We start from the raw sequence: 21,042 nt of genomic DNA on the forward strand, positions 1-21,042 counted from the left end.
CGGCGCGCCGAATTCGGGATAAGCTCCCGGCTTTTCCCGCACTTCCTCGCCATGCTCGAACTCAAGAACATCGATCTGCGCACCGACCCGCAGGCCCGTCGCGTCGTCAAGGACGAAACCGTTGCCGTTTCTTTCGCGGACGCCGACGGCGAACTGATGAGCCTCGAAGGCCCGAACCGCTACGTCGCGGGCGACGCGCTGATCACGGGCTCGACCGGCGACCGCTGGGTCGTGTCGCGCGCGCGCTTCGACGCCAAATACCTGCCCGCCGATCCGGCACTCGCGCACGGCGCACCGGGCGCCTACCGGAACCGGCCGGCCGTCGTGCTCGCGCGCCGGATGGACGAGCCGTTTACGATCGCCCGCTCGGAAAACGGCGACACGCTGCGCGGCGTCGCCGGCGACTGGGTGATGCAGTACGCACCCGGCGATTACGGCGTCGTGCAGGCTCAGCGCTTCGCGCAGGTCTACCGCGACGCGTAATCCGCCGCGCCGGCATGAGGCCGGCGTGCATGCTCACGCAAAGTCTTCGTCGAGTTCGAGTTCCGCGTTGCGCTCGACGGCCTCGCCGGCCGCGTGGCGCTCCTCGAGCGACCCGAGCATCGCTTCCGTATAGGCATGCAGCACCGCATGGCTGCGTGCGCGCTGCATCGGCTTGAGCGCGAGATAACGCGCGAGCGCGGCCGGCACGATGCGGATATCGAGCGTCATCCGCTTCGGCGTCGCGCCGAAACGCATCGCGAGCCAGTGCACGGACAGGAACCGCCCGCGCTCGTCGCTGCTTTCGGTGAAACGCGTCTGCTCCGGAAAGAGATCGCAGATCACGCGCGCGAGCGCGTCGAATTCGGCGCTCTGGCATTCGATCAGATAGTCGTCCATCCAGTCTCTCCCGTCAGGCAGCCGTACGCGGCGGCCGGCACGCCTTCACCATCACCACGACCAGGATCGCGGCCAGCACGAAATACGCGGCCTCGACCCATGCGGCCGGCAGCACGCGCACCTGGTACAGCAGCGCCGGCGCCGCCGCGAGCGCATGCAGCACGATCGCGAGCGGCAACACGCCCGCGCGACCGGCGCGCACGCCGCGCCACACCAGCACCGACAGCGCAAGCTGCAGCACGAGCGCTGCGCAGCGTTCGAGCAGCAACAGCAGGATCGACTGCACCGACAGCGTGGCGAGCATCACGTGCAGCCGCACGACGGTATCGCCCGGCAGGTCGGAAAGCTGCGTCTCGAGCTGCCCGCGGCTTGCCAGCCACGCGAGATACGACCACTGGCCCCACACGAGCACGCCGACGAACCACGCTTCGGCGCCGCCGTGGCCGATCCCGTAGCCGATCCCGCGACCGTCGCCGGCCGACGCGCCGTAGCGCCGGTTCAGGAAACGCATCCCGAGATAACGGCCGACTTCCTCGAATACGGCGGTCGCGAGCGCGCTGTACGCGACGAACGCGAGCGGCTGCGTCAGCCAGCCGTCCGCCGGCGTCCGGCTCAGCACGAGACCGTGGAATGCGCGTTCGACGATCATCGCGAACAGCGTGAAGACGGCGACGCCGACGATCGTGTCGCGGCGGTTGAGCGCGAGCGGCTTGCGCAGGAGTCGGAAGAGGACGAGCGGCAGCAGCGCGATGATCAGCGTGGCGGCAATCAGCACCGCCAGCGTGACGGGAGCGACAGTCATGTATTTCCTTGTTCGGGGCAGCGCACCTGGCGCGCTGCGTGCCCCGAATGATACTCAGCTTGCGGTCGACGCGCGCGCAATCAGCTCGCCCGGCAGCATCGCGACGCGCACGTCGCCCGCTGCGCCGTCGATCCGCTCGTGCACGAATTCGACGGCCTTGTAGCCGATTTCGTAGGTCGGCTGACGGATCGTCGTGATGCCGATCAGCTCGGCCCATTCCGGATCGTCGATCGACAGCAGCGCGGCCTTCTGCTGCCACTCGGCGCCGAAACGCGCGCGCAGGTGGCGCGCGATCGCGAGTGCGACCGGCGCGTTCGCGGCGAACAGCGCCGCACGCACGCCGCGCCGCGTTGCATCGTCGATGCGCGTATCGAGGTCGGCAAGCGCCGCCGCGGCCGCGTCGGGCTCGTTCAGGTCGAGCACGACCGTTGCCGGCACCGGCAACCCGCGCGCGCCCAGCGCCGCGCGGAACGCGGCCTCGCGCACGCGCCGCGAGCTGACGTGCTCGAACGGCTGCACGACGAAATGGATCGCGTCGAAGCCGTGCTCGATCAGGTGCGCGACCGCCATCTCGATCGCATCGGCGTTGTCGAGGCCGATCAGGTCGGCCTCGAACCCCTCGACCGTGCGGTCGACGAGCACGGCCGGGATGCCGGCGCCGCGCAGCGGGCGCAGCACGTCCTCCTCGGCGCCGAGCGCGTTGACGATCAGCCCTTCGACACGGTAGGTCGTGAGCAACTGCAGGAAGCGGCGCTCCATCTCGACCTCGTTCGCCGCGTGGCAGATCAGCGGCATGTAGCCGAGCGCGTGGCACGCGGCCTCGACGCCCTGCAGCACTTCGACGGTATATGGATTGGTCAGGTCGGCCGCGAGCATCCCGAGCAGCCGGTTGCGGCCGCGCTTGAGCCCGCGCGCCATCTGGTTCGGCCGGTAGTTGAGCCGCGCGATCGCGGCCTCGATGCGCTGACGCAGATCGACGGACAGCACATGCGTTTCGCCGTTCAGGTAGCGAGAAACGCTGGTCTTGCCCGTGCCGGCCTCGCGCGCGACGTCGCTGATCGTCGCCGGACGCGTCGTGGAAGGTTGCGAATCGGTCACTGTCGTGCCTCGCGACGTATGATCCGCGCCGCTTCGTGGGCAGACGGACCTTTGTTGTTGGAAACGTAAGCCACCCGGCAGACTCCTCTGTCGACCAGCGTTAGCGCTTCAGCGCTTACGCTGGTCCCATGCTTCGCGGTCGACCAGCGTCAGCCCTTCAACGCTTACGCTGGTCCCATGCTTCGCGGTCGACCAGCGTCAGCCCTTCAGCGCTTACGCGGGTTCCATGCTTCGCGGTCGATCAGCGCCGGCGCATCGGCGCCCGCTTCAATCACATGCAAAAGCAGTCGGCCGCACCGGACCTGGCGCGAATGCCCGTCGCCGGGCGCCGCCGGCAGCGTTGCCGGGCCGTCGATGCGACAAGCGGGCGATCATAACGCAGCCAGCCCTCCGGCACCAAGACCATCGCCTCTAACGGCGCCGGCGCCCCGCCGGCCGGCTGTCGCCCTGTTACCCGACGCGGCTCAGGCCCGCGCGAGCGCGTCCGGATTGACGAGATTCGCGCGCAGCGTGCCGGCCAGCGCGCCGACCAGGTTTTCCGCGGCGCAGCGCGCCATCGCGTGGCGCGTCTCGTGCGTCGCCGAGCCGATATGCGGCAGCGCGACGACATTCTTCATCTGCAGCAGCGGCGAATCCGCCGGCAGCGGCTCCTTCTCGAATACGTCGAGCCCCGCGCCGCGGATCGTGCCCGCGCTCAGCGCGTCGACCAGCGCGGCTTCGTCGACGACGGGCCCGCGCGACGCATTGATCAGGATCGCGCCGCGCTTCATTTTCGCGAATTCGGCCGCGCCGATCAGGTGGTGCGTTTCCGGCGACAGCGGCACCTGCAGGCACACGAAATCCGACCGCGCGAGCAGTTCGTCGAGCGTCACGCGCCGCGCGCCGTACTGCGTCTCGGCTTCGGCATGCGCGGACCGGTTCGCGTACAGCACCTGCATCCGGAAGCCGAGTGCCGCGCGGCGTGCAACCGCGCCGCCGATCCGGCCGAGCCCGACGATGCCGAGCGTCTTGCCCTGCACGTCGGTGCCGTACAGGTCCGGACCGATGCTGCGATGCCAGTGGCCGGCCTTCACCCACTCGGCCAGCTCGACCACGCGACGCGCGGACGCGAGGATCAGCGAGAACACCGTATCGGCGGTCGACTCGGTCAGCACGTCCGGCGTATGCGCGAGCACGATCCCGCGCCGCGTGAGATCCGCGACGTCGAAATTGTCGTAGCCGACCGAGATCGTCGACCATGCCTTCAGCCGCGGCGCGCGGTCGAGCATCCGCGGCGTGACCTTCAGGCTCGCGCCAATCGCGCCGTCCGCGTTGCCGAGCGCATCGGCGAGCGCGTCGGCGCCGTCGGCCTGCACGACGTCCGCATGCTCGCGCAGGTACGCGAGAACGTCATCGGGCAGCGGCTTGTACGCGACGATACGAGGCTTCATCGGATTCATTTTCCTTGCAGCGGCGCGGCGAGCGGATGCGCATCGCGCGCCTGGGGTTTGACGGACAGCGTGAGGATCACCGCGGCGACGAGCGCGGCGCTCATGAACGCATACGACGCGACGGGCGACCCGGTCGCGCCGTTCAGGTAGCCGACGAAGTACGAGCCGACGAACGAGCCGAGCGCGCCCATGCTGTTGATCAGCGCCATCGCGCCGCCGGCGACGTTCTTCGGCAGCAGTTCCGGCACGATCGCGAAGAACGGGCCGTACGGCGCGTACATCGCGGCGCCTGCGACCACCAGCAGCGCATACGAGATCCAGAAATGCGACGAGCCGAGCGCGTACGACGCGGCGAACGCGGCCGCGCCGATCAGCAGGAACGGCCACACGAAGCCGCGCCGCGAGCCGACCTTGTCGGACGCCCACGAGGCGGCGAGCATCGCGATCGTCGCCGCGAGATACGGCAGCGCGGACAGCCAGCCGGTCGCGACCATGCCGAGCTCGGAGCCGTTCTTGACGATCGACGGCAGCCACAGCACGAAGCCGTACACGCCGATGCTCCAGCAGAAATACTGCGCGCACAGCTTGATCACGGCCGGCGAGCGGAACGCCTCGCCATAGTTGCGCACCGGCTTGATCGCCGCCTGCTCGGCCGCGAGCGCGGCGTCGAGGTCGCGTTTTTCCTGCGCGGTGAGCCACGGCGAATCGGCCGGCTTGTCCTGCACGAGGAACCACCAGCACACGGCCCAGAGGATGGCCGGCACGCCTTCGGCGATGAACATGTGGCGCCAGCCGAATTCATGCACGAGATAACCCGACACGATCGACATCCACAGCACGGTGACCGGGTTGCCGAGAATCAGGAACGTGTTCGCGCGCGAGCGCTCGCTCTTCGTGAACCAGTTGCTGATGTAGATCAGCATCGCCGGCATCACGGCCGCCTCGACGACGCCGAGCACGAAGCGGATCGCCATCAGCGACGGGATGTTGCTGACCACGCCGGTGAGCGCCGCGCAAGCGCCCCACAACACGAGGCTGACGAACACGAGCTTCTTCACGCTGCGGCGTTCCGCATAGATCGCGCCGGGAATCTGGAAGAAGAAATAACCGAGGAAGAACAGCGCGCCGATCAGCGACGACAGGCCCTTGCCGATCCCGAGGTCCTGGTTGATGCCGGCCGCGGCCGCGAACCCGTAGTTCGCGCGGTCGAGGTAAGCGAGGCTGTACGTGATGAACACGATCGGCATGATCGTCCACCAGCGTCGGGCTGCGAGATTGGTTGCCATCAAAATGTCTCCTTTGTTGACCGGGCTGACGCTTCAGCGCTTCGCGGCCGAAGCCGGTGCTTCCGCACCGCTCCGGTCGCCTGCTTTGCCGTCCGGTCTCACGCAAAGCGGTGCTTGATGCACGAAATGGATCCGCGGATTGTGCCGTGTTCGGCCTCTTATTGCGCGGTGACGGTTTCCTCTAAGCGATCGGCGCGATTGCTGACATTTTCGATCCGATCGAGTGCGTCGCGCGTCGGCAAGCCTTCCGAATCGCCGATCACCTGGATCGCGAGCGCGCCGATCCGGTTGCCACGCGCGACGGCCTGTTCGACGCTGCGGCCTTCCAGCAGCGCGCTGACCACGCCGACCGCGAAACCGTCGCCGGCGCCGACCGTGTCGACGACGCGTTCGACACGCTCGCCCGCAACCGTGCCCTCGCGGCCGTCGGCCGTCCGGAAGTACGCGCCTTGCTCGCCGAGCTTGATCACGACGCCGCGCGCGCCTTGCGCGAGATAGAAGCCCGCGATGTCGGCCGGCGTGTCGTGCCCGGTCAGTTGCCGCCCTTCGGCGAGGCCCGGCAGCACCCAGTCGGCGAGCGCCGCGAGCGCGTTCAGCGTCTTCGCCATCACGTCGGCGGACGGCCACAGCGTCGGGCGCAGGTTCGGGTCGAACGAGATCGTCTTGTCGGCCGCGCGCATCTCGCGCGCCAGATGGAACGCGAGCTCGCACGACGTCGCGGAGATCGCCGGCGCGACACCCGTCAGGTGCAGGTGCCCCGCGCCGAGCACGTAGTCGGCCACGTAATCGTCGCACGACAGGTGGCTTGCGGCCGAACCCTTGCGGAAATATTCGACGGTCGGGTCGCTGCCGTCGTCGTTGCGCGACTTCAACTGGAAACCGGTCGGGTAACGCGGATCGACGGTCACGCACGACGCGTCGATACCTTCGCGTGCGAGCGTGTCGAGCACGTAGCCGCCGAACGAATCGCGGCCGACGCGGCTCATCCAGCCGACCCGAAAACCGAGCCGCGACAGGCCGATCGCGACGTTCAGGTCGGCGCCCGCGATCCGCTTCGTGAATTGCGCCGCATGCGCGAGGTGGCCAGGCTCGGTCGCGACGAACATCGCCATCGCCTCGCCATAGGTCACGACATCGAGTGCTGCTTTCATGAGTGAACTCCTCCGGATCCTTCCGCCGTCACGCGGTCGCAAGCCACGCGACACGCCGGCATGCATCGCCCGCCAGGTCGGCCGCGTCGAACGGAAACTCGATGCCGCGCGGCGCATGCTGCGGCAACACCGCGAGCACGCCGGTCACGAGCGAATCGTTCGGCGCCGGTGCAGCGGCGAAACGACGCGCGCCCTCGCCGGCAACCGCCTTGCAATGAATGTATTCCACATGCGGCGCGAGCATCTGCGCGCAGTCGAGCGGCGCTTCGCCCGGCCACTGCCAGTTGCCGATGTCGAACGTCATCCCGAGCGCATCGGGCAGGCCCGCCGCGGCCAGCGCGTCGAACAGCCCGCGGAACTGCGCGAGCGTGCCGCCGACCGGAAGCTGGCCGTTCTCGACCACCACCCGGGCACGCGCGCCGCGCGACAGCGCGACGATGTCGGCCGCATGCGCGTCGCCGGCAAAACCGCCAAGCTGGAATTTCACGAAACGCGCGCCGAGTGCGTCGGCTTCCGCGAGCGCGTCGCGCAATGCGTCGGCATCGAGCGCGCCCGTTTCCGTGTACAGCGCGGCCGGCGTCGAATAGACCGACCACAGCCCGTGGCCGGCCAATTGCGCGCCGAGCGCGGCCAGCGCGCCGGGCGTCGTGTCGTCGTCCGACGCGAACAGCTCGCGCCGCACCTCGAAACCGGTCGCACCGGATGCCGCCGCGGTCGCGACGAATGCACTGTGGCCCTCCTGACGCACGCGGCCTATCCCGAATGCGCTCGCCACGATCACGATGTCTGCCATTTTGCCCTTTTTTACCGAAATGGAACCGGTTCCATTTGCTTGAGACGGATGGTGCGCTTCGCGTCGAACGCACGCCATAGAGGAAATCCCTAGGGCTGGGCGCCACGCGAACGCGCGCCCGCCGGCGTGCATCGCACGTTTCCGGGCGGGCTTCGGCCGCTCAGGCGAGGTCCTGCGCGAGACTCATTTCGAGGAACTGCGAGGCAACCCGCGACGGCGCGCCGCCATGCGGCACGAGGATGGAGAAATGACGCGTGAGCGGCGCGGGCGCCAGCGAGCGCAGCACGAGCGCCGCATCCTGATGACGCAGCGACATCGCGGACACGAACCCGACACCCATCCCGGCGCGCACGGCCTCCTTCACGGCCTCGACGCCCGCGATCTCGAACGCGACGCGCATCGGCGCGCCGCCATGCGCGAACGCGCGCTCGACGAGCTGCCGCACGCCGGAGCCCTCCTCGCGCAGCACGAGCGGATGGGCGGCGAGCGCGGCGAGCGTCACGCCCGCATCGTAGCCGGGCGCAGCCAGCGGATGGCCGGCCGGCACGATCGCGACGATCTCGTCCTCGTGCCACGCATGCACGGCCGTGCCGGGCGGCAGCGCCTCGCCGGGCGGCCCTTCGATCATCGCGATGTCGAGCGACGGCAGCGCGGCGACCACGTCGGCCGTATTGCCGCTCATCGTCTGGATCGTCACGCGCGGCGCGCGCGGCTGGAACGCCGCGATCAGGTACGGCAGCAGGTAGCTCGCCGGCGTCGTGCTCGCGCCGATCCGCAGCGTGCCGGCCTCGAGGCCGCGCACCGCGTCGCGAAACGCGCGCGCCTGCGCGAACGTGTCGCGCTGCGCCTTCGCGTACTGCGCGAGCTGTTCGCCGACCGGCGTCAGCCGGATGCCGCGGCCGTCGCGCTGGTACAGCGGCTCGCCGAATTCGTCCTGCAGCAGCCGCAACTGGCCCGACACGGCCGGCTGCGACAGATGCAGCGCCACGGCGGCACGGCTGATGTTCAGGTGTTCGGCGACGGCGGCGAACGTTATCAGTTGATCCGGGGTCATGGGGATGAATTATCGGCTTTCCGGATAGTTTACGTCACAAATCACAATTTTTCATATCGATATAACGAAATTAGGATTACAGCATCGCAACACGCTCAATTACGGTGCTCCATGTCCACTGCCCCGACTCCCCCTCTCAGCCACGCCACGCCGTCGATGCGCGGCCAGTTGAACGGCGTGCTGTTCGTCGCGCTGTTCGCCGCCGCCGTCACGAGCCTGTCCGAGCTCCCCGCGATCGCCGGGCTCGGCCTGTCGCCGCTGATCGTCGGCATCGTCGCCGGCGCGCTGTACGGCAATGCGCTGCGCGACGGCATGCCGGCCAGCTGGGCGGCCGGCGTCAATTTCTCCGCGCGCAAGCTGCTGCGCATCGCGGTCGCATTCTTCGGGTTGCGCGTGAGCCTGCAGGAAATCGCGCAGGTCGGCCTGCCGGGCCTGACGGTCTCGGTGCTGGTCGTCGTCAGCACGCTCGTGATCGGCACCTGGGCCGGCATGAAGCTGATGAAACTCGACCGCGACGCGGCGCTGCTGACCGCCGCCGGCAGCGCGATCTGCGGCGCGGCCGCCGTGCTCGCGTTCGAGTCGACGCTGCAGTCGAAGCCGCACCAGAGCGCGATGGCCGTGGGCAGCGTCGTGCTGTTCGGCACGCTGTCGATGTTCCTGTACCCGATCGCGTATCACGCCGGGCTGCTGAACCTCGATCCGGCCGGCCTCGGCCTGTTCTTCGGCGGCACGATCCACGAGGTCGCGCAGGTGGTCGGCGCAGCCAGCGACATCAGCCCGCAGGTCGCGCACATCGCGACGATCGTCAAGATGACGCGCGTGATGCTGCTGGTCCCCGTGCTGCTGGTGCTCGGCTGGTGGCTCGCCCGTTCGGCCCGCGCGACCGCAGGCGGTGCGCAAGGCAAGCGCAAGGTAGCCGTGCCCTGGTTCGCGCTCGGTTTCCTCGGCTTCGTGATCGTCAATTCGCTGAACGTGCTGCCCACCGACGTCACGCACACGCTGAACGTGCTCGACACCTTCGCGCTGACGATGGCGATGACCGCGCTCGGCATCGAGACGCGCGTGTCGCAGATCCGCGCGGCCGGCCCCCGCGCACTGGTGACCGGCCTGATCCTGTACGTGTGGCTGATCGCCGGCGGCTACGGGATCACCTGGGCCGTGCAGCACTGGCTTGGCTGAGCCGCCCATTCGTGACACTTCGCGCGCCGCGCCCGACGGGATGGTCCCGCGGGCGCGGCGCAGTGCTATGCTTCGCGTCGTTTTCCATCGCCCTCTTTCAGCCGTGCTCTCGTTCCTGCTGAAGCTGCGCACTCGCGCCGAAACGCTGTTCCGCCTGTCGGACGCCCATACGATGCTGATCTGGTCGGCCATCGTCGGCGTCGGCGGCGCCTTTGCCACCATGGCGTTCCGCGAAGGCATCGACCTGATGCAGCGCCTGATCTCCGGACACAGCGGCAGCTTCGTCCAGATGGCGAAGAGCCTGCCGTGGTACGTGCGGTTCTGGATGCCGGCCGCGGGCGGCTTCCTCGCCGGCTGCGTGCTGCTGTTCGCGACACGCGGCGACAAGCCGTCCGGCAAGACCGACTACATGGAATCCGTCGCGCTCGGCAACGGCATCGTGCCCGTGCGGCAGAGCCTGTGGCGCAGCGTGTCGTCGCTGCTGACGATCGGCAGCGGCGGTTCGATCGGCCGCGAAGGCCCGATGGTGCAGCTCGCGGCGCTCGCCGCGTCGCTCGTCGGCCGCTTCGTGCACTTCGACCCGCCGCGCCTGCGCCTGCTGGTCGCGTGCGGGGCAGCTGCCGGCATCACGTCCGCGTACAACGCGCCGATCGCCGGCGCGTTCTTCGTGTCGGAGATCGTGCTCGGCACGATCGCGATGGAGAGCTTCGGGCCGATGGTCGTCGCGTCGGTCGTCGCGAACATCGTGATGCGCGAATTCGCCGGCTACCGGCCGCCGTACGAGATGCCGGTGTTTCCGGCCGTCACGGGCGCCGAAGTGCTGCTGTTCGTCGTGCTCGGCGCGCTGTGCGGCGTGCTCGCGCCGCAGTTCCTGCACCTGCTCGATGCGTCGAAGAACCAGTTCAAGCGGCTGCCCGTGCCGCTGCCCGTGCGGCTCGCGCTCGGCGGCCTCGTCGTCGGCGTGATCTCGGTGTGGATTCCGGACGTATGGGGCAACGGCTACAGCGTCGTGAACCACATCCTTCATTCGCCGTGGACCTGGCAGGCACTCATCGCGGTACTCGTGTTCAAGGTGATCGCGACCGCCGCGACCGCCGGCTCGGGCGCGATCGGCGGCGTCTTCACGCCGACGCTGTTCGTCGGCGCGGTGTTCGGTTCGCTGTTCGGACTCGCGATGGAAGCGCTGTGGCCCGGCCATACGTCGGCGTATTTCGCGTATGCGATCGTCGGGATGGGTGCGTTCATGGCGGGCGCCACGCAGGCGCCGCTGATGGCGATCCTGATGATCTTCGAGATGACGCTGAGCTACCAGGTCGTGCTGCCGCTGCTGGTGTCGTGCGTGTTCGCGTATTTCGTCGCACGCGCGACGGGCACGACGTCGATGTACGAGATCACGCTGCACCACTACCAGGACGCGCAGGAACGGCTGCGGCTGCGCACCACGCAGATGCGCGCGCTGATCCAGCCCGCGCAGACGGTCGTGCCGCTCACCGCGAGCGTCGCCGACATGACGCGCGTGTTTCTCGAATATCCGGTGAAGTACCTGTACGTGACCGACGACGCCGGGCGCTTCCGCGGCGCGGTCGCGCTGAAGGACATCACGTCCGACCTGCTCGACAAGCGCGACACGTCCGACAAGACGGCCGCGCACTACGCGCATACGCCGTTTCCGCTCCTCACGCCCGACATGCCGCTCGCGACGGCACTCGAACGCTTCATGGCGTTCCAGGGCGAACGGCTGCCGGTGATCGAAAGCGAAGCCGAGCCGATGCTCGCGGGCGTCGTCTACAAGACGTCGCTGCTCGACGCGTACCGGCGGATGACCGGCGAGCGCTGACGCGCATGGTGCGGCTCGCGCCGCACCGCTTCATCGCATCCAGCCTGCCGCGGGCGGACACGACGCCCGCGAACCCGCTTCCCCGTTCAGTCCGGCGCGCGCCCCAGCACGACCCGCGCGAAGAACCCCGCGAGCACCGATTCGGCCACGTCGGCCGGCACGTGCTGCGGATCGGCCGTGTAGTACGACTGCACGCCGTCGCACAGGCACATCAGCCCGAACGCGAGCGTCTCCGCCGGCAGCAGCAGCGGCGTGCCCGCGCGCTCGGCGAAGCGCTGGATGAATTCGGCCATCTGCAGGCGCTTGCCGTGCAGGAACTGGTTGAAACGCACGCGGAATTTTGCGTCGCGCGCGGCCTGCAGCTTCGCCTCGCCCCACAGCAGCGAATATTCGTCGTCGCGGAACAACGTCCGGTAATGCGCGAGCGCCGTCGATTCCATCTGTTCGCGAGACCCGCCCTCGTCGAAGATCGCCTCGAAATCGGCCCGCACCTCTGCGTGATCGCGCTCCAGCAACTCCAGCAACAAGTCGGACTTGCTGCGGAAATTCGAGTAGAACGCGCCGCGCGTATAGCCGGCCGCGGCCGCGATGTCCTCGACGCTCGCGGCCACATAGCCTTTCTTCAGAAAAATCCGGTGCGCGGCTTTCAGCAGACGTTCGCGCGTCTGGTCCCTGCTCTGCTCGCGAGTTAAGCGCTGTGGTTTCATGGCGCGCAGTCTAGCACCTTTCCCCTTTCGGATTCACCTTTGCATTCAGATACAGGTGTGTATTAGAATCCGCAACAGTTTCTGAAAGTGTTGTCCGCGCGCCCGTGTCGGCGCCGCTTGGGGCAAGCGCCCACCGCGCTTGCCGGCTTCGTTCCGCTCCACCTCACCTGGGGGTTTCGTGAATCGCTCCGGTTCCCGCGCTGCGCTGCTGATCGGCGTCGCGCTCTTCGTCGCCGCCTGTCATTCGAAAGAATCCGCGCCACCCGCGCCGCGCCCCGTCGTCGCGCTGCCCGCGCACGCCGATGGCGCCGCGGTCGCGCGCACGCTCCCCGGCGAAATCCAGCCGCGCTACGCGACGCCGCTGTCGTTCCGCATCGCCGGCAAGATCGTCGAGCGCAAGGTTCGGCTCGGCGATACGGTCAAGGTCGGCCAGGTCGTCGCGCTGCTCGATCCGTCCGACGTCGAGAAAAGCGCCGCGAGCGCGCAGGCGCAGCTCGATGCCGCGACGCACACCCTCGCGTTCGCGAAGCAGCAGCTCGACCGCGATCGCGCGCAGGCGCATGAAAACCTGATCGCGACCGCACAGCTCGAGCAGACCCAGAACAGCTACACGTCGGCGCTCGCGCAGCGCGACCAGGCTCAGCAGCAGCTCGCGCTCGCGAAGAACCAGCTCCGCTATGCGACGCTCGTCGCCGATCATGCGGGCTACATCACCGCCGAACAGGCCGACACCGGCCAGAACGTGTCGGCCGGCCAGGCCGTCTACCAGCTCGCGTGGTCCGGCGACGTCGACGTCGTCAGCGACGTGCCCGAGGCCGCGCTCGCGTCGCTCGCGCCCGGCCATGCAGCGACCGTCACGCTGCCGTCGCTGCCGGGCCGCCAGTTCGCCGCGAAGGTGCGCGAAGTCGCGCCGGCCGCCGATCCGCAAAGCCGCACGTATCGCGTGAAGCTCACGCTCGCCGCGCCCGATCCGGCGATCCGCCTCGGGATGACCGCGAACGTCGCGCTCGACGGCACGCCGGCCGCCGGCGACGCGCAGCCGATCACGCTGCCCGCGACCGCGCTGTTCCACGACGGCGCGCAGCCGGCCGTGTGGGTCGTGCGCACGAAGGACGACACGCTCGAATTGCGCCGCGTCGACGTCGCGCGCTTCAACGAGCGCACCGTCACCGTGTCGCACGGGCTTCAGCCGGGCGAGCGCGTCGTGCTGCAGGGCGTGCATACGGTCAGCGCGGGCGAGAAGGTGCGCCCGATCGCGCCGCTGCATCCTGAGGACTTCGCATCGTGAGCACCTCCCGCGAAGAAGGCCGGTTCAACCTGTCGGCGTGGGCGCTGCGCCACCAGGCGCTCGTCGTCTACCTGATCGCGCTCGCGACGCTCGCGGGTATCCTCGCGTACACGCGGCTCGCGCAGTCCGAAGACCCGCCGTTCACGTTCCGCGTGATGGTGATCCGCACGTTCTGGCCCGGCGCGACCGCGCGGCAGGTGCAGGAACAGGTGACCGACCGGATCGGCCGCAAGCTGCAGGAAACGCCGGCCATCGACTTCCTGCGCAGCTATTCGCGCCCCGGCGAATCGCTGATCTTCTTCACGATGAAGGATTCGGCGCCCGTGAAGGACGTGCCCGAGACCTGGTACCAGATCCGCAAGAAGGTCGGCGACATCGGCTACACGCTGCCGCCCGGCGTGCAGGGCCCGTTCTTCAACGACGAATTCGGCGACGTCTACACCAACATCTGGACGCTCGAAGGCGACGGCTTCACGCCCGCGCAGCTGCACGACTACGCGGACCAGTTGCGCACCGTGCTGCTGCGCGTGCCGGGCGTCGGCAAGGTCGACTACTTCGGCGACCCCGACCAGCGGATCTTCATCGAGGTGAACAACGCGCAGCTCACGCGCCTCGGCATCTCGCCGCAGCAGCTCGGGCAGGCGATCAACGCGCAGAACGACATCTCGTCGGCCGGCGTGCTGACGACCGCCGACGATCGCGTGTTCGTGCGGCCGAGCGGCCAGTTCGACAATGTCAATGCGATCGCCGATACGCTGATCCGCATCAACGGCCGCACGTTCCGGCTCGGCGATCTCGCGACGGTGAAGCGCGGCTACGACGATCCGACGGTCACGCAGATGCGCGCGGCCGGCAAGGCCGTGCTCGGCATCGGCGTCACGATGCAGCCGGGCGGCGACGTGATCCGGCTCGGCAAGGCGCTCGACGCCGAATCGAAGGACCTGCAGGCGCGCCTGCCGGCCGGCCTCAAGCTGGTCGAGGTGTCGAGCATGCCGCACGCGGTCGCGCATTCGGTCGACGACTTCCTCGAGGCAGTCGCCGAAGCCATCGCGATCGTGCTGGTCGTGAGCCTCGTGTCGCTCGGCCTGCGCACCGGGATGGTCGTCGTGATCTCGATTCCGGTCGTGCTCGCGGTCACGGCCCTGTTCATGTACCTGTTCGACATCGGGCTGCACAAGGTGTCGCTCGGCACGCTCGTGCTCGCGCTCGGGCTGCTCGTCGACGACGCGATCATCGCGGTCGAGATGATGGCCGTGAAGCTCGAACAGGGCTACAGCCGCGCGCGCGCCGCCGCGTTCGCGTACACCAGCACCGCGTTCCCGATGCTGACGGGCACGCTCGTCACGGTGTCCGGCTTCCTGCCGATCGCGCTCGCGAAATCGAGCACCGGCGAATACACGCGCTCGATCTTCGAGGTGTCGGCGATCGCGCTGATCGCATCGTGGTTCGCGGCCGTCGTGCTGATCCCGCTGCTCGGCTTCCACATGCTGCCCGAGCGCAAGCGGCAGGCGCACGAAGCGCACCTGCCCGACGACCACGAGCACGACATCTACGACACCCGCTTCTACCGGCGGCTGCGCGGCTGGGTCGACTGGTGCATCGAGCGGCGCTTCGTCGTGCTGCTGATCACGGGCGCCCTGTTCGTCGTGTCGCTGATGGGCTTCTCGCTGGTGCCGCAGCAGTTCTTCCCGAGCTCCGACCGGCCCGAGCTGCTGGTCGACCTGCGGCTGCCCGAGGGCGCGTCGTTCGCGGCGACGCTGCGCGAAACCGAACGCCTCGAGAAGGCGATCGACAAGCGCCCCGAGATCGATCATTCGGTGAACTTCGTCGGCAGCGGCGCGCCGCGCTTCTACCTGCCGCTCGACCAGCAGCTGCAACTGCCGAACTTCGCGCAGTTCGTGATCACCGCGAAATCGGTCGAGGATCGCGAGAAGCTCGCGACCTGGCTCGAAACCACGCTGCGCGACAAGTTCCCGGCCGTGCGCTGGCGGCTGTCGCGGCTCGAGAACGGCCCGCCGGTCGGCTATCCGGTGCAGTTCCGCGTGAGCGGCGACAGCATCGCGACGGTCCGCTCGATCGCCGAGAAGGTCGCGGCGACGATGCGCGGCGATGCGCGCACGGTCAACGTGCAGTTCGACTGGGACGAGCCGGCCGAGCGCTCGGTGCGCTTCGAGATCGACCAGAAGAAGGCGCGCGAACTGAACGTGACGTCGCAGGACGTGTCGAGCTTCCTCGCGATGACGCTGTCCGGCACGACGGTCACGCAGTACCGCGAGCGCGACAAGTTGATCGCGGTTGACCTGCGCGCGCCGCAGGCCGACCGCGTCGATCCGGCGAAGCTCGCGGGCCTCGCGCTGCCGACGCCGAACGGCCCGGTGCCGCTCGGCTCGCTCGGCCGCTTCGAGCCGACGCTCGAATACGGCGTCGTTTGGGAACGCGACCGCCAGCCGACCATCACCGTGCAGTCGGACGTGCGCGCCGGCGCACAGGGCATCGACGTCACGCATGCAGTCGACGCGAAGCTGAACGCGCTGCGCGCGCAGCTGCCGGTCGGCTATCAGATCAACATCGGCGGCTCGGTCGAGGAAAGCGCGAAGGCGCAGAACTCGATCAACGCGCAGATGCCGCTGATGGCGATCGCCGTGTTCACGCTGCTGATGATCCAGCTGCAGAGCTTCTCGCGCGTGCTGATGGTCGTGCTGACCGCGCCGCTCGGGCTGATCGGCGTGGTCGCCACGCTGCTGCTGTTCGGGCAGCCGTTCGGCTTCGTCGCGATGCTCGGCGTGATCGCGATGTTCGGGATCATCATGCGCAACTCGGTGATCCTGGTCGACCAGATCGAGCAGGACATCGCGGTCGGCCACGGCCGCGTCGACGCGATCATCGGCGCGACGGTGCGGCGCTTCCGCCCGATCACGCTGACGGCCGCGGCCGCCGTGCTCGCGCTGATCCCGCTGCTGCGCTCGAACTTCTTCGGGCCGATGGCGACCGCGCTGATGGGCGGCATCACGAGCGCGACCGTGCTGACGCTGTTCTACCTGCCCGCGCTGTACGCGACGTGGTTCCGCGTGAAGCGCGACGAACGCGACCCGCAGGACGGCCCGCCGCATGACGGCAGCACGCCGGCCGCGCCGTCGGGAGCCTGACCATGGATGTGTCGATGAACCTGAAAACCCAAGCCGTGCGCGCGCTCGCGGCCGCGAGCCTCGCCGGCCCGCTCGCCGGCTGCGCGTGGTTCGCGCCGAGCGGCGAGCCGCCCGCGATGCCGTCGCCCGCGCATTACGGCGCCGCGCCGCAAGTCCAGCAGACCGTGTCCGCGCAAGGCGTCGTGCAGCAGTTCGAAGTCGGCGCGCAGCCGGTGCCCGACTGGTGGAAACAGTACCGTTCCGATGCGCTGAACGCGCTCGTCGACGAAGGGCTGCGCAACAGCCCGACGCTCGGCGCGGCGTCGCATTCGCTGGATGCCGCGCGCGAGCAGTTGCGCGGACAGATCGGCAGCTCGATGCTGCCGTCGATCGACGCGGTCGGCCAGGCCACGCGCCAGCGTGCGCTCGGCGTGCCGATTCCGGCGCTCGGCGCACCGACGCTGCTGTACGACACGTTCGTCGGGCAACTGCAGGCGAGCTACACGATCGACCTGTTCGGCGCCTCCCGCTTCGCGAACCGCGCGCTCGCGAAACGCGTCGACGTCAGTGCGTTCCAGCTCGAATCCGCGCGGCGCGCGCTGGCCGCGAACATCGTCACCGCGTCGATCACGGTGTCGGTGCTCAACGCGCAGATCGATACGACCGAGCGGCTCGTCGCACTCGCGAACGACCAGGCGCACGACGCCGAACGCCGCTACGCGCTCGGCTCGGCGTCGCGCAGCGACGCGCTGAACGCGCGGCAAAGCGCCGACACGTTCGCGGCAAGCCTGCCCGCGCTGCGCCAGCAGCGCGACTCGGCGCGCCATGCGCTCGCGGTGCTGGTCGGCCGCACGCCCGACCGGCCGCCTGCCGATCTCACGCTCGCCGATCTGCACCTGCCCGAACAGGTGCCCGTCGTCGTGCCGTCGGACCTGCTGCAAAGCCGCCCGGACATCCAGGCGGCCGACGCGGGTCTGAAGGCGGCCGCGGCCGAAGTGGGCGTCGCGACCGCGCAGCTGTTCCCGCAACTGTCGCTGTCGGCGGCGATGGGCAAAGGCGGCTTCAGCTGGCCGGCCATGCTGTCGGGCGCCGGCGCGATCTGGAACGTCGGCGCGTCGCTGAGCCAGCCGATCTTCCACGGCGGCGCGCTGCTCGCGCAGCGCCGCGCGGCGAAGGCCACCTACGAAGCCGCGGTCGACCAGTACAAGCAGGCCGTGCTCGGCGCGTTCCAGAACGTCGCCGATTCGCTCGCGGCGCTCGAGCACGATGCGGAGGCGCTCGACGCATCGTCGCGCGCCGCGCTGTCCGCGCGCGGCTCATACGACGACGCGGCCGCCCGCGTGCGGCTCGGCGCGCTGCCGCCGTCGGCCGCGCGCGCCAGCGAGCTGCAGTACCGCAACGCGCGGCTCGACGAGATCCGCGCGACCGGCGCGCGGTTCGCGGATACCGCGCGGCTCTATCAGGCGATGGGCACGCCGCCGGCCGACAAAGCCGATAAAGCCGGCAAAACCGACAAGGCAGCCGGCGACAGCGCAACCGGCAAGGAAGCACGCGCCGCCACGCCTGACACCGCGCCTTCGCCGCGATAAGCCGGCCCGGCGATCGGGCGCGCGCGGAGCGACCTCGCGCGCGCCCGATCGCCGATCTTCCGCTTGACCCTCACGTAGCGTAACGTTCGAGACTCCAGTGTGCGTACCGAACGGAGGAACGAATGCAGCTGAAAGTGGGAGAACTGGCGAAACGCAGCGGGCTGACCGTCCGCACGCTTCATCACTATCACGCGATCGGTCTGCTGACGCCATCGGCGCGCGCCGACAACGGCTACCGGCTGTACGACCGCCACGACATCGCCCGGCTCCACCAGATCCAGGCACTGCGTCGCTTCGGACTGTCGCTCACCGAAATCGGCGACTACCTGAACCAGCCCGGCTCCCCGCTCGTCGATCTCGTCGCGAAGCAGATCGCGCTGCTCGACCGCCAGCTCGCGCAAACCGCGCAGCTGCGCGAGCGGCTCGTGAGCCTGCACGCGCAGCTCGACGCGGGCACGGAGCCGGAACTGGCCGATTGGCTCACCACACTGGAGTTGATGACCGTGTACGACAAATACTTTTCCGAGGAAGAACTCGCACGCATGCCGATGTACCGCAAGAGCCAGGCCGGCGACGCCGAATGGATCGCGCTCGTCGGCGAGGTCCGTGCGCTGCACGACGCGGGCGTACCGCCCGAGGACGAGCGTGCCCGTGCGCTCGCCGGCCGCTGGATGACGATGCTCGTGCGCGACACGAACAACGACCCGCGGCTGCTCGCGAAGCTGAACCTGATGCACGAACACGAACCGGCTATGCAGTCGAAGATCGGCATTTCGACCGCGCTGCGCGACTATGTGCTGCGCGCGGCCTCGGAAACGAAGATGCGGATCTTCGAGAAGCACCTCGCGCCGGACGAGATCCGCTTCATGCGGGCGCACTACGGCAAACGCGCGATGGAATGGCCGCAACTGATGGGCGACGTGCGCGACGCGATCGACGCGGGCGCGAAGCCCGATTCGCCGGAAGGCCGCGCGCTCGCGCAGCGCTGGCTCGAGCTGTTCTGCAGCTATGCGGGCCACGATCCGGCCACGCACGCGAAATTCCGTCACGCGATGATGAACGAGCCGGCGCTGACGAAGGACGCGTGGATCGACGATACGCTGCTCGGTTTCATCCGCGAGGCGATGGCGCAGTTGGCGCCGGCGCGCTGATCAGTCACGTGGCGGGCGGCACGCGGGTTGCCCGCCGCGCGTGCCCAGCCCGAGCGCCTTCAAGCGCCGGTACAGCGTGCGCTCGCTCATCCCCGTGCGCTCGGCCAGCGCCTTGCGCGTGCCGGTGAATTCGCCGGCGATCCGCGCCAGTTCGGCATCCGTCAGCGCGCCCGCCGCACCCGCGCCATCCGGCTGCGCCGCCGATGCCGCGACGAGTTCGGCCGGCAGGTGCTCGACCCGGATCGTCCCGTCGTCCGCGAACAGGCATGCGCGTTCGAGCACGTTGCGCAGTTCGCGGATGTTGCCCGGCCACGCATACGCGTCGAGGCACGCGCGCGCGCGCTCGGTCAGCACGAACGGCCGGGCCGCGAACGGCCGCGCGCCCGCATCGCCCACATTCGTGCGCGCGTTCGCGATCCGCCGCAGGATCGATTCGGCGAGCAGCGTAACGTCGCCCTGCCGTTCGCGCAGCGCCGGCAGCGGGATCGGAAACGCATTGATCCGATAGTAGAGGTCCTGCCGGAACCGGCCGTCGTCGATCATCTCGCGCAGCGGCTTGTGCGTGGCCGCGACGAGCCGGAAATCGGCGCGCAGCGCCTCGACGCCGCCGACGCGCCGGAACGTGCCCGACTCGATCAGCCTGAGCAGCTTCACCTGCATCGGCAGCGGCACGTCGCCGATCTCGTCGAGAAACAGCGTGCCGCCTTGCGCCGTCTCGACGAGGCCCGGCTTGCGCTGGTTCGCGCCCGTGAACGCGCCTTTCTCATAGCCGAACAGCTCACTCTCGAACAGCGTCTCCGCGATCCCCGAGCAATCGACGACGACGAACGGCCCCATCGCGCGATCGCTCGCCTCGTGCAGCGCGCGGGCGAACAGCTCCTTGCCGGTGCCCGACTCGCCGAGCAGCAGCACCGGCAACATCGACGGTGCGACGCGCTGCAGCGCGCCGAGCGCCGCGTTGAACGCGTCGGCGCCGCCGACCAGCCCTTCCGCGCTCGGCTGTGCGGACGCGCTGCGCACCGTCGTCAGCCGCTCGACATACGCGATCACGTTGCCGTGCGCATCGAAGATCGGCCGCAGTTCGACGTCGACGTGCTCGGGGCCGCGCGGCGTGTGATGGATGTGCAGCACGCGGTTCAGCCCGCGCGATTCGAGCGCCTGCTTCATCGGGCAATGCTCGCCGGCCTGGTCGCACGGCACGTCGTAGTGGTGCGAAACCTGGAAGCAGTGCCGGCCCACGTGCTCGACGCCCGCCACGCCGAACTGGCGCCGGTACGCATCGTTCGCCGCGAGGATGCGGTAGTCGGGATCGACGACGATCATCGGCTGCGGGTCCTGCTCGAGATACGCGACGAGCGCGCGTACGTCGGGCGTGACATCGCGGCGCGGGACGGGAACGATCGGGATGGTGTCATGCGGATTCATGCGGGCGCTCGGTGACGGTTCTGCCGGACGGACTGCCAGGCTGACTGCCAATTCTGCCACGGCACTGCCAGATATGGCAGTCAACATGCTCGACCGGCGACCGCCAACGCCCGTGCATTGCCACGGCCACGCCGAAAACCCGAGCCAAATCAAGCCTCTGGCCCATCGGCCGGCACCGCTGTGCCGCTTGGCATGCTTCTTGAGTTAGAGATCCCGATTGCAAATGCAGAACCCGATCGAGGACACCC

Annotated in this window: 17 protein-coding genes; 7 read left to right on the forward strand and 10 right to left on the reverse strand. The window is 69.0% G+C overall.

Going from position 1 to position 21,042, the window contains the following annotated elements:
• The first annotated feature begins 51 nt into the window (after nucleotides 1–51).
• Nucleotides 52–483 (forward strand): PGDYG domain-containing protein, encoded by a 432-nt coding sequence (locus GD429_RS33355; RefSeq protein ID WP_152863558.1) that lies wholly within the window; start codon nucleotides 52–54, stop codon nucleotides 481–483.
• Nucleotides 484–516: 33 nt separating this feature from the next.
• Here GD429_RS33355 and GD429_RS33360 read toward each other — a convergent pair whose 3' ends face one another.
• The 8 genes from GD429_RS33360 to GD429_RS33395 form a co-directional block, all read right to left on the reverse strand.
• On the reverse strand, nucleotides 517–879 hold the full coding sequence (locus GD429_RS33360; RefSeq protein WP_152863559.1) for a DUF3022 domain-containing protein: 363 nt from the start codon (nucleotides 877–879) through the stop codon (nucleotides 517–519).
• A 13-nt stretch (nucleotides 880–892) separates the two neighbouring features.
• Entirely contained in the window at nucleotides 893–1,681 is a 789-nt protein-coding gene (locus GD429_RS33365) for a YhfC family glutamic-type intramembrane protease (RefSeq protein ID WP_152863561.1), read from the reverse strand.
• 54 nt (nucleotides 1,682–1,735) lie between these two features.
• Nucleotides 1,736–2,779, reverse strand: coding sequence for a LacI family DNA-binding transcriptional regulator (locus GD429_RS33370; RefSeq protein WP_321575068.1), 1,044 nt, complete (start codon nucleotides 2,777–2,779; stop codon nucleotides 1,736–1,738).
• A gap of 464 nt (nucleotides 2,780–3,243) precedes the next feature.
• Complete coding sequence (locus tag GD429_RS33375) at nucleotides 3,244–4,209, reverse strand: NAD(P)-dependent oxidoreductase (RefSeq protein ID WP_152863563.1); 966 nt, start codon at nucleotides 4,207–4,209, stop codon at nucleotides 3,244–3,246.
• 5 nt (nucleotides 4,210–4,214) lie between these two features.
• Nucleotides 4,215–5,495 carry an MFS transporter gene (locus tag GD429_RS33380; protein ID WP_152863565.1) on the reverse strand — a complete coding sequence of 427 codons (1,281 nt, stop codon included), beginning with the start codon at nucleotides 5,493–5,495 and terminating at the stop codon, nucleotides 4,215–4,217.
• A 158-nt stretch (nucleotides 5,496–5,653) separates the two neighbouring features.
• A complete protein-coding gene (locus GD429_RS33385) occupies nucleotides 5,654–6,646 on the reverse strand; it encodes a sugar kinase (RefSeq protein ID WP_152863567.1) in 993 nt (330 codons plus the stop codon).
• Between the two features lie 28 nt (nucleotides 6,647–6,674).
• Nucleotides 6,675–7,439, reverse strand: a complete 765-nt coding sequence (locus GD429_RS33390) for a TIM barrel protein (RefSeq protein WP_152863569.1) — start codon at nucleotides 7,437–7,439, stop codon at nucleotides 6,675–6,677.
• Nucleotides 7,440–7,599: 160 nt separating this feature from the next.
• Nucleotides 7,600–8,493 (reverse strand): LysR family transcriptional regulator, encoded by an 894-nt coding sequence (locus GD429_RS33395; RefSeq protein ID WP_152863571.1) that lies wholly within the window; start codon nucleotides 8,491–8,493, stop codon nucleotides 7,600–7,602.
• A 111-nt stretch (nucleotides 8,494–8,604) separates the two neighbouring features.
• Here GD429_RS33395 and GD429_RS33400 point away from each other — a divergent pair, with 111 nt between their 5' ends.
• Nucleotides 8,605–9,672, forward strand: coding sequence for a YeiH family protein (locus tag GD429_RS33400; protein ID WP_152863573.1), 1,068 nt, complete (start codon nucleotides 8,605–8,607; stop codon nucleotides 9,670–9,672).
• 103 nt (nucleotides 9,673–9,775) lie between these two features.
• A complete protein-coding gene (locus GD429_RS33410) occupies nucleotides 9,776–11,509 on the forward strand; it encodes a ClcB-like voltage-gated chloride channel protein (RefSeq protein WP_321575076.1) in 1,734 nt (577 codons plus the stop codon).
• 86 nt (nucleotides 11,510–11,595) lie between these two features.
• On the opposite strand, the gene GD429_RS33415 is transcribed toward GD429_RS33410, so the two are convergent.
• Entirely contained in the window at nucleotides 11,596–12,216 is a 621-nt protein-coding gene (locus GD429_RS33415; RefSeq protein WP_152863579.1) for a TetR/AcrR family transcriptional regulator, read from the reverse strand.
• Nucleotides 12,217–12,394: 178 nt separating this feature from the next.
• Here GD429_RS33415 and GD429_RS33420 point away from each other — a divergent pair, with 178 nt between their 5' ends.
• The 4 genes from GD429_RS33420 to GD429_RS33435 all read left to right on the forward strand — a co-directional run bounded on the left by GD429_RS33420 (nucleotide 12,395) and on the right by GD429_RS33435 (nucleotide 19,369).
• Complete coding sequence (locus GD429_RS33420; protein ID WP_321575070.1) at nucleotides 12,395–13,504, forward strand: efflux RND transporter periplasmic adaptor subunit; 1,110 nt, start codon at nucleotides 12,395–12,397, stop codon at nucleotides 13,502–13,504.
• Nucleotides 13,501–16,650 carry an efflux RND transporter permease subunit gene (locus tag GD429_RS33425; protein ID WP_321575071.1) on the forward strand — a complete coding sequence of 1,050 codons (3,150 nt, stop codon included), beginning with the start codon at nucleotides 13,501–13,503 and terminating at the stop codon, nucleotides 16,648–16,650. Before GD429_RS33420 ends, GD429_RS33425 begins: the two co-directional genes overlap by 4 nt.
• 2 nt (nucleotides 16,651–16,652) lie before the next feature.
• Nucleotides 16,653–18,218: an efflux transporter outer membrane subunit gene (locus GD429_RS33430; RefSeq protein WP_152863583.1), complete on the forward strand. Its 1,566-nt coding sequence runs from the start codon at nucleotides 16,653–16,655 to the stop codon at nucleotides 18,216–18,218.
• A 122-nt stretch (nucleotides 18,219–18,340) separates the two neighbouring features.
• On the forward strand, nucleotides 18,341–19,369 hold the full coding sequence (locus tag GD429_RS33435; RefSeq protein WP_152863585.1) for a MerR family transcriptional regulator: 1,029 nt from the start codon (nucleotides 18,341–18,343) through the stop codon (nucleotides 19,367–19,369).
• On the opposite strand, the gene GD429_RS33440 is transcribed toward GD429_RS33435, so the two are convergent.
• Nucleotides 19,370–20,794 (reverse strand): sigma-54 interaction domain-containing protein, encoded by a 1,425-nt coding sequence (locus tag GD429_RS33440; RefSeq protein ID WP_152863587.1) that lies wholly within the window; start codon nucleotides 20,792–20,794, stop codon nucleotides 19,370–19,372.
• Between the last annotated feature and the right edge of the window lie 248 nt (nucleotides 20,795–21,042).

The sequence above is a fragment of the Burkholderia sp. BE17 genome (genome assembly GCF_009362305.1).
GTDB classification, from domain to species: domain Bacteria; phylum Pseudomonadota; class Gammaproteobacteria; order Burkholderiales; family Burkholderiaceae; genus Burkholderia; species Burkholderia pyrrocinia_C.